Source organism: Actinoallomurus sp. NPDC052308, assembly GCF_040679195.1.
GTDB classification, from domain to species: domain Bacteria; phylum Actinomycetota; class Actinomycetes; order Streptosporangiales; family Streptosporangiaceae; genus Actinoallomurus; species Actinoallomurus liliacearum.
On the sequence record NZ_JBFAUM010000047.1, the window covers coordinates 1 to 14,520 of the forward strand.

Below are 14,520 nucleotides of genomic sequence, written 5' to 3' on the forward strand. Positions count from 1 at the left end.
GCCCCGCCTGGGCGGCGGCCGGCCCAGGACCAGGCCGGACCGGGTCCTGGCCGACAAGGCCTACACCTCCCGCGCCAACCGCGCTCACCTGCGCCGCCGCGGGATCAAAGCCACCATCCCCAGCAAGGCCGACCAGGACGCAGCCCGGCGCCGCAAAGGTTCCAACGGTGGCCGGCCGCCCGCCTTCGACGCGGTCGCCTACCGGCAGCGTCACGCGGTCGAGTGCGGAATCAACCGGCTCAAACGCAACCGCGCCGTCGCGACCAGGTACGACAAGCTCGCCGTCCGCTACGAGGCCACCATCCACATCACCGCCATCAACGAATGGCTCCACTCACTTCGAGACAGGCCCTAGTCGGCGAGCAGGATGCGTTTGCGCAGCAGGTCGGGGTTGGCGCGGCCATACATCTGGCGTTTGATCATTTTGATGCGGTTGACGTGCCCTTCGACCTTGCCCGAGCTGTGGGGCAGCGTCAGGCCGGCGCGGGCGGCGTCGTAGTCCCGGCGTAGTCCGGCCACAAAGGAGTGCAGGTCGGGCAGGTCGTCGGCCTGAACTGCGTCCATCCAGCGGTCGAGGTCGCGTCCGCGAAGGTGCAGCATCATCACGGCGAAGCCGCGGACGTGTTCGCGGACGGCGGCCACTGCTGGGCAGGCGGCCGTCAGCGCGTCCAGTTTCTGCTGCTCGTCTGTGTCCAGGTGCTGGGGGTTACGTAGGATCCAGCCGGCGGCCTGCCGGACCGTCGGCGGAACGCGAGGCGGCAGAGTGGCCGACATGCTCGAGCGCCATGGCCGGACCTATTGGCGGAGCGCGGTGCCGCCTCCGCGGTAGCCCATGGCGCGGATCTCGCCGAGGAGCTGCTCGGCGTTGGTGCAGCCTTGCATCCATCGCTGCCGCAGGTAGGGCGCGTAACGGTCCAGCGTTTTCCGGCGTCGTCCGGTGCCGTCGTTGACCAGGAGTTCTTCGGGCTCGCTGGCGCGAGCGAATCGGCGGACGGTGTTGCGGCTGATCCCCAGCTCGCGGGCGATCGCGCGGAGCGGGTGCCCTTGAGCGATCAGATCGTGGACGGCGGCATGCCGACGGCGTGTCCGCTCCGGCAGCCGTCCACTTCGGCGCTGCGGGCTGGCGGGTCCCGGATCGGCCAGTGCAGGCACGGGCGGATGGTTTTCATCCATCACTGTGGATGGCAGGTCGCGCAGGCAGGCGCGGTGTTTGGCGACAGTGCGTTCGACGGCCTCGCCGAGGTTTCGCCACATGTGCCACCTATCGGCGACCTGGATCGCTTCGGGCGCGCCGCGGGCGGCGCCGTCGGCATAAGCCCCGGCACGGTCACGGCAGAGGATCTGGACGCCGGGATGGCGACCCAACCACGCGGCCAGCGCATCGGCGGAACGCTCGGACAGCACATCGACCGGGCGGCTGGCGGCCATGTCGATCAACACGGTGCCGTAGGTATGGCCCCGACGTAGCGCGAAGTCATCCACCCCCAGCACCACGGGACCGGCATGGTGATCCGGGTCGGGAAGGGCGCGGATCATCCTGATCAGCGTCATCCGGCTCACCGCCGCCGCCAGCCGATGCGTCAGGCGGGCACCGGCCCGGCCGCCCAGCGCCAGCGCGATCGCCCGCAACTGCGCGCCCAATCCGACGCTGCGCCGGCCATAGCGGACGGTCAGGCCTGCCACCTGCTCGGCGAAGGTCTGCTTGCCGCAGGCTTCGTTGCTGCAGAAGAACCGGCCGACCTGCAGATGGATCATGGTCTCCTGGCCGCCGATCGCACTGTCGGACAGCCGCCGCTCATACCGGCTATGGACCCGCCCCGACATGATCCCGCACGACGGGCACACCGCCTCCGACGTCCCGGTTCGCGCCTGAATCCGCACCGACCTACCAGCGCGGAAAACCCGATCGATACACACGTCAGCCAGGTGCGGGAAGAAGAACGTCAACAATTCCGAGACCGTCACCAACCATGATCACCAAGCCGGGCGGTCCTGCCGGGTCAAGATCACGGAATCCGTGCCAGAGCCCACATTCGCGCGTCGTTGACACTGGCCGCCGATCTCCCCGACGGGTTCCTGTCGGGGAGCAGTCGGGTTACATCAGCGAGACAGAGTATGAGCAGGCGACCGTTTCCCTGCGACCGAGAAAGGGCCTACTTGTCATGCGGAAATCCAGTCGCATTGACCTCGCTGAGGAAGCGACGCGCTCTGGCATCGTGCTTGTCGACGAAGCACATACGGTCACGGGCTCCGCTGCCGAGCTGGCGATGGTAGCTCCGGAACTGCTGCGCCGCGTGTGCTGGTACGAGTCGCACGGAGTGCGGGCGGACTACGCACGCCGACGGCTTGCGCGGCGCAGGAGGCGTTGAAAGCGACCTGGGGAGACGCCCAGCAGCCTGTCGAGAGCGCTGCCCCATCGCCAGCGGACACACTCGGCGATGGGTGTCAGACCTCAGGAGCGGGCGCGACGCATAGTTATCCAAGCCCAACGGCCGGTTTGGTTGCTCGGCGGGTGCTCGTACGTCGCGGTACCGTCCGGCAGCACCCGGTACCCCGTCGGGCTAGTACGTTGTAAAAGGAATGGCGAATGCGGACCGAATGACACGTAGTGGCACTGTGGAGCAGGACACGATAGCGCGTCGAGCTGCGGATACTCGTAGAACTGTGGACTTTTAATCCATAGGTTCTGGGTTCGAGTCCCAGGCGCCCTACCACTCACCTGGCCGCTGACCTGGGGTTTCGTCGGTTTGGTGGATCTTGTAGTGATCGTTTCAGCGGCGCGGGTGCTCCGTGGGTGCTCTTTTGTCGCGATCTTGTGCAGCGTGGCCATCGCGGGTGTGCTCCCTGCTGCATAACTATGCAACTCGGCGGTGCCGGGTCGCCGTGACGCACCGTAGACAGACAGCTGGCCGGCTGCCCAGTCACTGACGTACGTGCGCACTTCGACCAGGTCCACAACGTCAACGGGTGGGCCTGGTTGCGGCGCGACTCCGACAAAAACAACGGGCCACGCCCTGCTGATCCTCGCCCGATGCGCCAGGTAGCTCGACAACAGCACGCCGGTCGCCGCCGAGTACGGCACCACCCGTTCCAGCCGGTTCTTGGTGGTCTCCGCCCGAATCCGCAGCGTCCGGTGCGCGGGGTCGGGGTCATCGGTGGGCAGCGAACACAGCTCCTCGCGCCGTAGCGCAGCATCGTAGGCCAGAGCGAGCATGACGCGGTTGCGAACGGGCTCCTTGGCCGCGATCGCCAGGACGTCACTCCATTGCCGCTCGCCCAGCTCAGTGGGCACTAGCGCCGATATAGCCATTTCCGGGCCGGCCGAGCGGCGGACCGCCCGGCGCGCGGTGGCCTTCGTCACGGTGCTGATCGAGCGCTGCGCCTGCCTGGCCGAACTCCTCGCCGCAGGCCTTCCCCAGGCGCCCGGTAGGAGAACCCACTACCCGGAGCGATGGTAAGGGAACTGAAAGCCGGTGCTTCTTAGAGTCCGGGGCTGACACAGCGGGACTCTGTTCGGGAGGCATCTTTTGGGCTCGTTGAGTAGATGGGTGGTCCGGCACCGGTTGGTGGTCGGGCTCGTGTGGTTGGCGATCACCGGGGTGGGGTTGTTGCTGGCCCCGTCGGTATCGGGCCGGCTGAAGAGCGGCATCCACCTGAACACTGCCGCGTACACGGCGAATGAGGAGATCGCCAGGCAGTATGGCGGCAGCGCGTCGGACACGGGCGTGGTTGTGATCGATCTGCCGAACGGCACGACGGTCACGTCTAAAGGGATAGCGGCGAAGCTGCGTGGCCTCGACGCACAGATCGCGAAGGCGATGCCCGCGCTACGGGAGATCTCTTACGCTTCGACCGGTAACCAGGCCCTGGTGGGTAACGGGGGTCGGAGCACGATCCTGCTCGTCTATCCGCCCGTGGCCGGGAGCGACATACCGGGGCCAGTGCTGGATCGGCTGGCCGCGGCGGCCAGAGTCGCCGTGCCGGGGGCCACGGCGCACGGCACCGGCATCAACGCGCTCGCGTCCGGTAACGCTTCCAGCGGCAAGTCCAGTGTGGTGACGGAGCTGCTGGTCGGCGCGCTGGCCGCGTTGATCGTGCTCGCCTGGGTGTTCGGGTCCTTCCTCGCGCTCCTGCCGCTGATCATGGCGCTGATCTCGGTGCTGACGATGCAACTGTTCATCTACGCCCTGACGTTCGTGGTGCCGTCCGGAACACCGTTCAACCCGGCCGTGCAGTACATCGTCGCGCTGCTCGGGCTCGGCCTGTCGATCGACTACTCGCTGCTCATCGTCAACCGGTGGCGTGAGGAACGCGCTGCGGGCAGGCCGAACGCCGAGGCGGTGCAGGCCGCCATGCAGCGGGCCGGGCACGCGGTCATGTTCAGCGGTATCACCGCGTCGCTGGGCCTGTTCGCACTGATCGTGGTCCCGGTGTCGCTGGTGCGCGGAATCGGCATCTCCGGACTGTTCATCCCCTCGACCGCGACGCTGGTGGCGTTGACACTGCTGCCGGCGGTGCTGTCGAAGATGGGCCCCCGGCTGGACTGGCCGCGACGCGGAGCCAGCGGAAAGGCGAGCCGGTTCTGGACGTGGTGGTCGGGCCAGGTCATCCGCCACCGGGTCATGGCCGCCGTGTGCGGCCTGGCCATCCTGTTCGGGCTGACCGGGGCCGCGGCCACGATGAACGTCGCCCAGCCGACCGGATCCGCGCTGGCCAGTAGCGGACCCTACGCCGATGGCCTGCACGCCCTCGAAGCCGATGGATTTCCCAGCGGCACGCTCACCACCATCCCGATCTGGGTGCCTTCCGCCGGGCAGGCGGAGGCGGTGGCGACGTCGCTCAGCGGCCTGTCCAGCGTGCGTGGTGCGGTCGCCCCGACCGGCCCGTCCTGGCAGCGAGGAGGCAACGGCCTGGTGGTCGTGCTGCCCAACCATCAGATCGGTACCTCGCACGCGGGGACCTCGCTGAGCGACGTAAGGCGCACAGTGCCGCAGGGTGTGCTGGTCGGCGGTCATGCCGCGCAGCAGATCGATGAGGTCAACTCCACATACGGCGCGTTTCCGCTGATGTTCGGTCTGGTGGCCCTCGTGACGTTCCTGCTGCTGGCGCGCGGGCTGAGGTCGATCCTGCTCCCGGCGAAGGCGGTGCTCCTCAACGCGGTGTCTGTGGCGGCGACGTACGGTGTCGTGGTCCTGGTGTGGCAGCACGGGCTCGGCACCCAGGCGCTGTGGGGCGTGTCGGGCACCGGATCGGTGGACACCTTCGTGCCGATGCTGATGTTCGGGTTCCTGTTCGGCATCTCCATGGACTACGAGGTGTTCATTCTGGCCCGGGTGCGGGAGGGCTATGACCGTACCGGTTCCACCCATGAAGGGATCGTGGAGGGAGTCTCACGGACGGGGCGGCTGGTGACCAGCGCGGCGCTGATCCTCTTCTTCTCCCTCGCGTCCCTGGCCAGCGCCAACGACATCACGGTCCGTGAGCTCGCCTCGGGGATGGCCGCCGGTGTCCTGCTCGACGCCGTCGTCGTACGGATGCTGTTGCTGCCGGCCTTGGTGTCGCTGTTCGGCAAGGCCAACTGGTGGATGCCCGACTGGGCCGCCCGGCTGCTGCGGCTGCCTCGGGCCGGCACCTCGGAGCCGACCCCGCGAGAGCGGATCCCGGTGAACGTGGGAGATGCTTGAGCCATGAAAGTGCTGGTAGTCGAGGATGAGCCGGACATGGCCGAGTCCCTCAGATGGGGGCTGGAGGCGGAAGGGTACGTCGTGGACGTCGCCGAGAACGGTGAAGAGGGTCTGTGGAAGGCCCAGGAAACCGGTCACGATGTGATCATCCTCGACGTCATGCTGCCCGGGCTGGACGGCTTCCAGGTCTGCAGCCGGCTGCGAGCCCAGGGTCTGTGGACGCCGATCTTGATGCTGACGGCGATGGACGACGACCTGGATCTGGCCGAAGGGCTCGACGTCGGCGCGGACGACTACCTGCCCAAGCCGTTCTCGTACACGGTTCTGCTGGCCCGGTTGCGGGCACTCACCCGGCGCGGGCTCGGGGTGAGGCCGACGGTGATCACGGCCGCCGGCCTCACCCTCGATCCGGCCAGCCGCAGGGCATGGCGCGATGGGGTGGAACTGGAGCTGTCCAGCCGGGAAATGTCGGTGCTGGAACACCTGATGCGGCGCCAAGGCCGCGTCGTGTCCAAGACCGAGTTGCTCGACCACTGCTGGGACGCCGCGTACGACGGTGGCCCGGCGGTGGTCGAGGTCCACATCCACCGGCTGCGCCGCAAGATCGATTCGCCGACAGGCTCGCCGATCATCATTACCGTACGGGGCGAGGGTTACCTGATCGAGGACGACCACGGTGGCTGAGGCCGGACTGCGGGCTCGGTTGCGCCGCAGGCGATCGTTGCGTACGCGTGTCACCATCGTCGCCAGCCTGATCACTGCTGCCGCCATCACGGGCGGGATCGTCCTGCTCTACCTGCTGCAGATGCATTCGGTACGGCGGTCTGTCGACACCCAGCTAAAGACCTATATCACTCAGATCGCCCAGGCGTCGCCGACCGGGAACTGGCCCCATCCGCTGCCTGGCTCGTCGCTGGATCCGGCCGCGCAGGCCCAGGTGATCGCCGCCGATGGCACCGTGCTGGCGGCGACCCGGGGACTGACCGGGGTCCCGGCCGCCTTCACGCTTCCCGCCGGATCGAGCCGGCCGGTCCGCCTCAAGGGCGCCGGTGGTGTGATACCCGACGATGTGGGAGTCGTGGCGATTCGCCAGACCGTCAACGGGAGGCCGGTCACCATCGTCGCCGGCACCCCCACCGGCATCCTCAGCGCGATCGACTCGGAGTTCACCGTCCATCTGATCATGGGATTCCCGGTCATCCTGGCTTTCGCAGCCGTGGCCGTGTGGATCGTGGTCGGGCGCGCGCTCGGGCCGGTGGAGCAGATTCGGCACGCCGTTACCGACATCACCTCCGCCGATCTGTCCCGCCGTGTGCCCGAACCGGGCGCGGCCGATGAGATCGGGCACCTGGCCGAAACGATGAACCAGATGCTCGCCCGGCTGGAGGACTCCGTACTGCGCCAGCGGCGTTTCGTCGCCGACGCCTCCCACGAACTGCGCAGCCCGCTGGCCGCGCTACGCACCACCCTCGACGTGGCACTGGCCCACTCCGACCGGGCACCGTGGCCGACCGTGGCGGCCCGCGCCGCCGACCAGACCGCGCGCCTTGAACGGCTCATCCAGGACCTTCTGCGCCTGGCCAAGGCCGATGAGCACACCCCGGTCGGCCACCGGCAGACCGTGCACGTCGGTGACCTCGTACGTGATGTCGTCGGCGCCGCCCCGGCGCGCGCACTCACCATCGACATCGACCTCGCCGAGGACGCGTGTCTCTACGGCAATCGCGCCGACCTCGGCCGGCTGGTCGGCAACGTGCTGGACAACGCCGTCCGCTATGCCAGGGCCAAGGTCACGGTGACGGTCGTCGCGACGCCTGACACCGTCCGCATCCACGTCCTCGACGATGGACCGGGCATCCCGGCGGGGGATCGAGAACGGGTCTTCGACCGCTTCGTCCGGCTCGATGCCAGCCGTGATCGCGCCAGCGGCAACAGTGGTCTGGGCCTGGCGATCGCCCGCGAAATCGCCTCAGCGCACGAGGGCCGGATCTGGGCCGCCGATACTCCAGAACCGGGCGCACACGTGGCCATCGAACTGCCACGCCTCTCCCGTTCGTTGACAGTGGATGGCTGAAGATGATGAAGTTCGCTATAGCAAATAGCCTGGCGCCTTTCGGAGGCGCCCCTCTCGGAGATCGGGTGGGATGCATGAGTGGTTCGATGCGTCCGCTGACGACCGGTCCATCGCTGGCGGACCAGGCCTACGGTGCGCTGCGCCAGAGCATCACCGACGGCACGTTCGTCCCCGGACAGCGGCTCACCGAGCGGGGGCTCGCCACGCAGTTCCAGGTGAGCCCGACACCCATCCGGGAGGCGATATCGCGGCTGGAGCACGAACGCCTCCTCGTGCGTGAGGGGCGGACGCTCACGGTCGCGGCACCGACGATCGCCCAACTCCGCGAGCTCGTCCATATCGAGGCGGCACTTCGCGGGGTCGCGGCGCGGCTCGCGGCGACCCGCGCGTCGGCTCGGCAGCTCGGCCAGATCGCCGAGACGCACGCGGCGGCTCAGCGGGTCACGCGCGATGGACGGCCGGTGGAAGAGGTGGCGCGGGAGATCCTCACCCTCACGCGGCGTTTCCACTCCCAGATCGATGAGGCCTCCGGCAATCCGATGCTCGTCGACATGATCGCCACCGCGACCGCGTTCGACTGGACGGCGCGACTGCATGCGGCCACCACCCTGGGCACTGACTACCCGGCCCACGAAGGTCATCAAGATCACCAAGAGATCCTCGAGGCGTTGCGCTCACGCGACCCCGATCGGGCCGAAGAGCTCACGCGCACCCACGCCCTCCATGCCGGCGAACGGTTCCTGACCCTCGCCGAACGCGAGCGGACAGCAGTGCCGGCCGACGATCGCGGCCGGTAACCGACCACACCACACACCCTTCCACTTCGCGCTGACTCAAGTGTCGACATGGTTGCTATAGCAAATATGCTATGGAGGAGACGAGATCATGAAGCCTGATGGGTTTCGCTGGAACAAGCCGGTAGCCGCGGCGGTCATCGCCGTGATGTGCGCGGGGCTGGGGGCGTGTTCGTCCTCCGGTGGCTCGACGTCGGCGGGTGGTGCGTCGCAGGCCAGTGCGCCGACGCCGGTGGCTCGCCTCGTGAACGCGGCGAAGTCGGAGAAGGGCCTGGTCATCTACGGCAACGCGCCCACGCAGTACCTGCAGCCGGTGATGAACGCGTTCGGCAAGCAGTACCCCGGCATCAAGGTGACCGAGACCGACCTCAGCGACAACCAGGTGTTCTCCAAGTACGAGGCCGAGGCCGCCCAGGGAGCGCGGACCGCGGATCTGGTCTTCGCCAGCGCCCCGGCCTCGTGGCTACAGGCCGAGCAGAACGGTGTCCCCGCCAACGTCACCCCGACCGGGTTGGAGAACTTCCCCGCCGACACCAACCAGGGTCACGGCGTGTTCGTCATGTCACCGGAGCCGATCCTGCAGACCCATAACTCCAAGCTGCTCACCTCGGCGCAGGTGCCCACCACGTACGCGCAACTGGCCGCGGACAGCAAAGCCGACCCGGCCAAGTACAAGTTGGTGTCGTATCCGATCGACAACCCGCTGGCCTACGCCGCGGTGTACGGCATGATCCACGTGCTCGGCGCGGACAAGGTGTGGAGCTACTTCGACGCGATAGCGCCCAACACCAAGACCTACAACGAGGGCCTGGACGGTCTGCAGCAGATAATCCAAGGAGGGGCGTCGGTCGGTTACATCACGTCCGGGCTCGCGCAGGGCGTCCTCCCGAAGTACAAGGGACTGGCGGGCTACACGTTCATGAAGGACGTCACCCCGCTGATTCCGCGGGCCATCGCGGTGACGGCCAAGGCGAGCAGCCCTGCTTCGGCGCAGTTGTTCCTCGACTTCCTCTACAGCAAGGCCGGGCAGGACGCGCTGTGTGCGGGCGGGTTCGAGGCATCGATGAACAACTACAAGCCGGCGGGTGGCTGCACGGCTTCGTTGACCAATCTGAAGAGCCAGGTTCCCGCCGGCACGGTGTACACGGTCCCCATCGACCAGCAGGTGCTCAACGCGCAAGCAGGGATCACCAGGCGCTGGAACCAGTCCTTCCACCGATGATCCGCACCGGATACGGGAGAGGGGTAGGAGCGTGACCACCACAGCCGCACCGGTGGCTCGGCCACGCCTCCACCGAGGCCGCCTGCCCGTCGGCTGGTCGCAGGGCATCGTGTGGGGCGCCGTCGTCGTGCTGGTCATCGGCCCGCTCGTGCCGTTGCTCTATGCCTCGTTCCGCAGCAAGCCCTACTACCTGCCCGGTGGGGTCTTCACCGTGCAGGGCTACCGGACCCTGTTCGCCGACCCGGCGTTCTGGCGCGCCGTCCAGAACACCCTGCTGTTCGCGGTCGGAACCACCGTGCTCGCGGTCGCAGCGGGATCGGCATTCGCCATCTTGTGCGGACGCACGAACATGCCAGGGCGGAAGGTCTACTCGACGCTGTTGCTGGCGCCCATCGTGATCCCTCCGCTGGGTTTGATCGTCGGCTGGGTCTCGATCTATGGCCAGAGCGGCTACCTGACCGGCCTGGTCGGCCGTAATCTCCACCTGCCGGTCTGGAACCTGTCCTCCCTCCCCGGCATGGCCCTGCTGGGCGCGGCGGTGACCATCCCGATCGCGTTCTTGACCTGCCAGGCGGCGCTGGCGGGGACCGACTCCTCACTGGAGGACGCGGCGCGCAGCGCCGGGGCAAGTCCCGTACAGGTCATCCGATCCATCACCTTGCCGCTGCTGCGCCCGGCCCTGCTCGACTGCACGGTGCTCATCTTCGCCTTGTCGCTGGAGGTGCTGGGCATCCCGTTGTTCCTCGGGCCGCCGGCCCACATCGACTTCTACGCCAGCTACCTCTACAGCGCCTGGAGCGGCAGCATCACCCCCGACCCGTCCTACGTCAGCGCGGGAGCGGTGCTGCTCCTGCTCGTCGTCTCGGTTCTGCTGCTCCTGCGGAGCCGCCTGCTGGGCGCGGAGCAACGCTTCGTGGCCGCCGGGGCCCGGGGCGGAGGCGCCTACCAGCCGCTCGACCTACGCGGCTGGCGGCGTCCGCTGTCGCTGCTGGTCGGCGCGTTCATCGCGGTGACCAGCGCGATCCCGCTGCTCGGCCTGGTGATGATGTCCGGCGTCAAGGCGCTGACGACCTTGGTGGCGCCGTGGCACCTGCTCACCGGCCACAGCTGGCATCAGGTGCTCACCGACGTGGCCTTCCGGCGTTCGATCACGAACTCGCTGCTGATCGCGTTGCTGGGTAGCGCGATCAGCGTGGGGTTCGTCGCCGTCGCGACTCTGGTCGCCCACCGGTCCCGGTTCCCGCTACGCCGCACGATCTCCCCGATGCTGGTCTATCCCCGGGCGGTGCCCGGGATCATCTTCGGCATCGGCTTCTTCTGGTCCTACCTCATGGTCAGCCCGCCGGGTGCGCAGGTCCGCAACAACATCTGGGGTGAGCTGATCGCGTTGTCGGTCCGCAACATCACTCTGGCCTATGTCGTCATCTACCCGAGCCTGGCCCGGATCAACGATGAGTTCGACCGGGCCGCCCGAGCCGGCGGCGCCGGATGGTGGACCATCGCGCGGCGCATCCTGCTGCCGATCCTGCGCCCGTCACTACTGGCCGCGTTCCTGCTGATGTTCATCACCCTCCTGAACGACTACGACCCGGTGGTCTTCCTGCAGAAACCCGGCACCGAGGTCATCGGCGTCACGATGCTGCAGTACTGGCAGCAGGGCGTCGTCGGGCCGGTCGCCGCGCTCGCGGTCGTTCAAGTTCTCATCGTCGCCGTCGTGCTCGCGATCGGGGCACGCGCAATCAGGAGAGTCCGTCATGCCTGAAATCCACGTCGAGCACCTGGTGAAGTCATTCGGCACGAACCGGGTCCTCGACGATGTCAGCTTCACCGTACGGGACAAGGAGTTCCTCACCCTGCTCGGCCCGTCCGGATGTGGCAAGACCACCACCTTGATGTCGATCGCCGGATTCCAGTCACCGGAGCGGGGAGCGATCCGCTGCGGCGATGACACCTTCTTCGACGCCGACGCCCGCATCGACAGCCCGGCCGAGCACCGCAACCTCGGCGTCGTGTTTCAGTCCTACGCGATCTGGCCGCACCTGACCGTCGCCGGCAACGTCGCTTTCCCGCTCAAGGTCCGCAGGCAGGGCAAACAGGCGATCAGGTCCCGGGTGGCCGAGGTCCTGGAGTTGGTGGAGATGGGCGCCTACGCCGACCGCTACCCATACCAGCTTTCCGGCGGGCAGCAGCAGCGTGTCGCTCTCGCCCGGGCCCTGGCCTACTCACCGGGCGTACTCCTGCTCGACGAACCGTTCTCCAACCTCGATGCGAAACTCCGCGAGCGGTCCCGGACCTGGCTCAAGCAACTGCAGCACAGCCTCGGCCTGACCACCGTGTTCGTCACCCATGACCAGAACGAGGCGATGGCGATGAGCGACCGCATCGTGGTCATGGACCAGGGTCGCATCCTGCGCAGCGGCACCCCCGAGAAGGTCTACGGCGAACCGGCGGACCGCCGCGTGGCCGAATTCGTCGGTCAGTGCAACTTCCTCACCGGCACCGTCCGCACCGGGCCCGGGGGCAAGTGCCTGCTGCTCACCCCCGAGTTCCCGGACGGAATCGTCGTTCGAGGGCGCCGCGACGGAGCCGATGGCTTGCCGGCGACGGTGGCCGTTCGGCCAGAGGACATCGTCTTCACCGATACCGCGGGGGACGGGCCTGAGCCCACCATCCTCGACACCTCCTACCTGGGCGATCACTACCAATCCCGCGTGAGCGTCGGCGGCCTGGAGCTCATCGTCCGCAGCCGGACTCGTCCCGGCGGCGACACATCTCACGTACGAATCCCCCCTGCGGTCGCCACCTTTGTCGACTGACCGTTCCTCACCTGTGATGGAGCCAGCTCAAGTGACCCATATCTTGTCCGATCCCTATGACGCCGACGGCCCTGCGGCAGGCACCCCCGATTCGGTCGGTGTCATCTTCCCCGTGGGGATGCTCGGCGGCGGATTCCCGCCCGACACGATCAGGCGCGGCATCGAGTTGGGCGCCGACGCCATCGCCGTCGACGGCGGCTCCACCGACTCCGGTCCGTACTACCTCGGCACAGCGACGGCCAAGACCACCGGCTCGGCGGTCGAACGGGACCTTCGCCTGCTGCTGACGGCCGCGAGCACAGCCGGGATACCGCTGATCGTGACCTCGTGCGGCACATCCGGAACCGATTCCGGTGTCGACTGGATCGCCGACATGGTCACCGCCATCGCCGAGCAGGGTGGATGGTCGTTCCGTCTCGCCAAAATCTACAGCGAGCAGCAGGCAAGCACGCTGCTGCCGGCTCTGCACGCGGGGCGTATCCGGCCACTGCCCCCGCTCGGCCCTCTCCAGCCCGACACGCTGCACTCCTGCACGCACATCGTCGGGTTGATGGGCCACGAGCCCATCGCCCAGGCCCTCGACGCGGGCGCCCAGGTGATCCTCACCGGACGCGCCACCGACACGTCCTCGGTGGCCGCACTCGCCCTCCGTCATGGCCTGCCGGCCGGCCCGGCATGGCACGCCGCCAAGACCGTCGAATGCGGCGGGCTCTGCACGACCAGCCCCCGCAGCGGCGGCGTCCACGTACGCATCGACCGTGGTGGCTTCACCGTCGAACCCCTCGACGAGCACGCCGCGTGCACGCCGACCTCGGTCGCGGCACACATGATCTATGAGAACGTCGACCCGTTCCGGATGCGGGAACCCTCCGGCACCATCGATACCTCCGATGCCACCTATGTGGCCTTGGACGACCGGCGCGTACGCGTCGAGGGTTCCCGATTCGAGCCGGCCCAGCAGTACACGGTGAAACTGGAGGGCAGCTCGCTCGCCGGCTATGAGACGGTCATTCTCGTCGGCATCCGCGACCCACAGATACTGGGTCACCTCGCCACATGGCAAAGCACCCTGCGCATGATGGTCACCGACCAGGTGCGTACGCTGCTCGGCCTCAGGGATGGCGACTATGAGATCCAGATCCGCTGCTACGGCGCCAACGCCGTACTGGGCCCGCTGGAACCCGAGACCGCGGCGCCACGCGAGGTAGGGGTGTTGTTCCAGGCGCGCGCCGCCGACCAGGCCGCCGCGACGGCCATCGCAAAGATCGCCAATCCCCTCCTGTTGCATCTACCGCTGCCGGGCAGCGAATATCTGCCGAGTTTCGCGTTCGCGACGTCCCCGGCCGAGATGGAGCGCGGTGCGGTCTATAAGTTCGTGCTCAACCACGCGGTCGACGTCGAGGCGCCACACCAACTGTTCCGCACCGTGTACAGCGAGGTCGGGCATGGCTGAGACCCCCCGCACCCTGGCCGACATCGCCGAACTGGTCCGATCGAAGAACGCCGGCCCGTTCTGGATCACGCTCGACGTGTTCTTCGCATCCGCCGCCAGTTACCAATGGGTCGAGGAATCCGGCGTGCTCACCCGAGACACGATCGGCGTCCTCTACCGAGTAGACCCCGCGGTCGTCCAGCTGTACCACCTGCCCGCCATCCGGGTGATAAAGGCATCCTTCCCGCGCCCGGCCATCCAAGGCAGCTTGGCCGACCGAGACATTCACGCCGGCCAGCAGCACATCCCACTCGCGGATCTGACCGTCCCCGGACCTGACACCGGGAATGCGGCTGCGCACAGCTGAACGATGGCGGGCCCTCCGGTCGGCCGAGCATACGCACCGTACGAACGTGCGCGATGCGGAGGCCGTCACCCGGTGGGAAGAGGAGATGGCCGTAGTTGAGGCCGGCATCGCCAAACGCAGCGAAGCGCGAA

General features: G+C 67.8%; 13 protein-coding genes. 10 read left to right on the forward strand and 3 right to left on the reverse strand.

Annotated features, from left to right (window positions below):
• A partial coding sequence (locus AB0L00_RS43960; protein ID WP_364443852.1) for a transposase occupies nucleotides 1–355 on the forward strand: 355 nt, incomplete at its 5' end.
• On the opposite strand, the gene AB0L00_RS43965 is transcribed toward AB0L00_RS43960, so the two are convergent.
• The 3 genes from AB0L00_RS43965 to AB0L00_RS43975 all read right to left on the reverse strand — a co-directional run bounded on the left by AB0L00_RS43965 (nucleotide 352) and on the right by AB0L00_RS43975 (nucleotide 3,361).
• On the reverse strand, nucleotides 352–774 hold the full coding sequence (locus tag AB0L00_RS43965) for a transposase (RefSeq protein WP_364443853.1): 423 nt from the start codon (nucleotides 772–774) through the stop codon (nucleotides 352–354). The two genes, AB0L00_RS43960 and AB0L00_RS43965, sit on opposite strands and share 4 nt — an antisense overlap.
• Before the next feature lie 21 nt (nucleotides 775–795).
• Entirely contained in the window at nucleotides 796–1,965 is a 1,170-nt protein-coding gene (locus AB0L00_RS43970) for an ISL3 family transposase (RefSeq protein ID WP_364443931.1), read from the reverse strand.
• Between the two features lie 487 nt (nucleotides 1,966–2,452).
• On the reverse strand, nucleotides 2,453–3,361 hold the full coding sequence (locus AB0L00_RS43975; protein WP_364443856.1) for a site-specific integrase: 909 nt from the start codon (nucleotides 3,359–3,361) through the stop codon (nucleotides 2,453–2,455).
• 175 nt (nucleotides 3,362–3,536) lie between these two features.
• Here AB0L00_RS43975 and AB0L00_RS43980 point away from each other — a divergent pair, with 175 nt between their 5' ends.
• The 9 genes from AB0L00_RS43980 to AB0L00_RS44020 all read left to right on the forward strand — a co-directional run bounded on the left by AB0L00_RS43980 (nucleotide 3,537) and on the right by AB0L00_RS44020 (nucleotide 14,389).
• Nucleotides 3,537–5,684 (forward strand): MMPL family transporter, encoded by a 2,148-nt coding sequence (locus tag AB0L00_RS43980; protein ID WP_364443858.1) that lies wholly within the window; start codon nucleotides 3,537–3,539, stop codon nucleotides 5,682–5,684.
• Between the two features lie 3 nt (nucleotides 5,685–5,687).
• Nucleotides 5,688–6,368 carry a response regulator transcription factor gene (locus AB0L00_RS43985; protein WP_364443860.1) on the forward strand — a complete coding sequence of 227 codons (681 nt, stop codon included), beginning with the start codon at nucleotides 5,688–5,690 and terminating at the stop codon, nucleotides 6,366–6,368.
• On the forward strand, nucleotides 6,361–7,758 hold the full coding sequence (locus AB0L00_RS43990; protein ID WP_364443863.1) for a HAMP domain-containing sensor histidine kinase: 1,398 nt from the start codon (nucleotides 6,361–6,363) through the stop codon (nucleotides 7,756–7,758). The genes AB0L00_RS43985 and AB0L00_RS43990 overlap by 8 nt, the downstream gene beginning before the upstream one ends.
• A gap of 2 nt (nucleotides 7,759–7,760) precedes the next feature.
• Nucleotides 7,761–8,555 (forward strand): GntR family transcriptional regulator, encoded by a 795-nt coding sequence (locus AB0L00_RS43995; protein ID WP_364443865.1) that lies wholly within the window; start codon nucleotides 7,761–7,763, stop codon nucleotides 8,553–8,555.
• 88 nt (nucleotides 8,556–8,643) lie between these two features.
• Nucleotides 8,644–9,774: an ABC transporter substrate-binding protein gene (locus tag AB0L00_RS44000; protein ID WP_364443867.1), complete on the forward strand. Its 1,131-nt coding sequence runs from the start codon at nucleotides 8,644–8,646 to the stop codon at nucleotides 9,772–9,774.
• A gap of 31 nt (nucleotides 9,775–9,805) precedes the next feature.
• Nucleotides 9,806–11,536 (forward strand): iron ABC transporter permease, encoded by a 1,731-nt coding sequence (locus AB0L00_RS44005; RefSeq protein ID WP_364443869.1) that lies wholly within the window; start codon nucleotides 9,806–9,808, stop codon nucleotides 11,534–11,536.
• The gene (locus AB0L00_RS44010) at nucleotides 11,529–12,590 is read left to right on the forward strand and encodes an ABC transporter ATP-binding protein (RefSeq protein ID WP_364443871.1); all 1,062 of its coding nucleotides are present in this window, start codon (nucleotides 11,529–11,531) and stop codon (nucleotides 12,588–12,590) included. Before AB0L00_RS44005 ends, AB0L00_RS44010 begins: the two co-directional genes overlap by 8 nt.
• Before the next feature lie 16 nt (nucleotides 12,591–12,606).
• Nucleotides 12,607–14,043, forward strand: a complete 1,437-nt coding sequence (locus AB0L00_RS44015) for an acyclic terpene utilization AtuA family protein (RefSeq protein ID WP_364443934.1) — start codon at nucleotides 12,607–12,609, stop codon at nucleotides 14,041–14,043.
• A complete protein-coding gene (locus tag AB0L00_RS44020; protein ID WP_364443873.1) occupies nucleotides 14,036–14,389 on the forward strand; it encodes a DUF4387 domain-containing protein in 354 nt (117 codons plus the stop codon). The genes AB0L00_RS44015 and AB0L00_RS44020 overlap by 8 nt, the downstream gene beginning before the upstream one ends.
• The last annotated feature ends 131 nt before the right edge of the window (nucleotides 14,390–14,520 follow it).

What these genes read in the sequence shown, in the direction of transcription:
- AB0L00_RS43995 (WP_364443865.1), top strand. Translation starts at nt 7,761, where the DNA reads ATGATGAAGTTCGCTATAGCAAATAGCCTGGCGCCTTTCGGAGGCGCC.
- AB0L00_RS43965 (WP_364443853.1), bottom strand. Translation starts at nt 774, where the DNA reads ATGTCGGCCACTCTGCCGCCTCGCGTTCCGCCGACGGTCCGGCAGGCC.
- AB0L00_RS44020 (WP_364443873.1), top strand. Translation starts at nt 14,036, where the DNA reads ATGGCTGAGACCCCCCGCACCCTGGCCGACATCGCCGAACTGGTCCGA.
- AB0L00_RS43985 (WP_364443860.1), top strand. Translation starts at nt 5,688, where the DNA reads ATGAAAGTGCTGGTAGTCGAGGATGAGCCGGACATGGCCGAGTCCCTC.
- AB0L00_RS44010 (WP_364443871.1), top strand. Translation starts at nt 11,529, where the DNA reads ATGCCTGAAATCCACGTCGAGCACCTGGTGAAGTCATTCGGCACGAAC.
- AB0L00_RS44015 (WP_364443934.1), top strand. Translation starts at nt 12,607, where the DNA reads ATGGAGCCAGCTCAAGTGACCCATATCTTGTCCGATCCCTATGACGCC.
- AB0L00_RS44000 (WP_364443867.1), top strand. Translation starts at nt 8,644, where the DNA reads ATGAAGCCTGATGGGTTTCGCTGGAACAAGCCGGTAGCCGCGGCGGTC.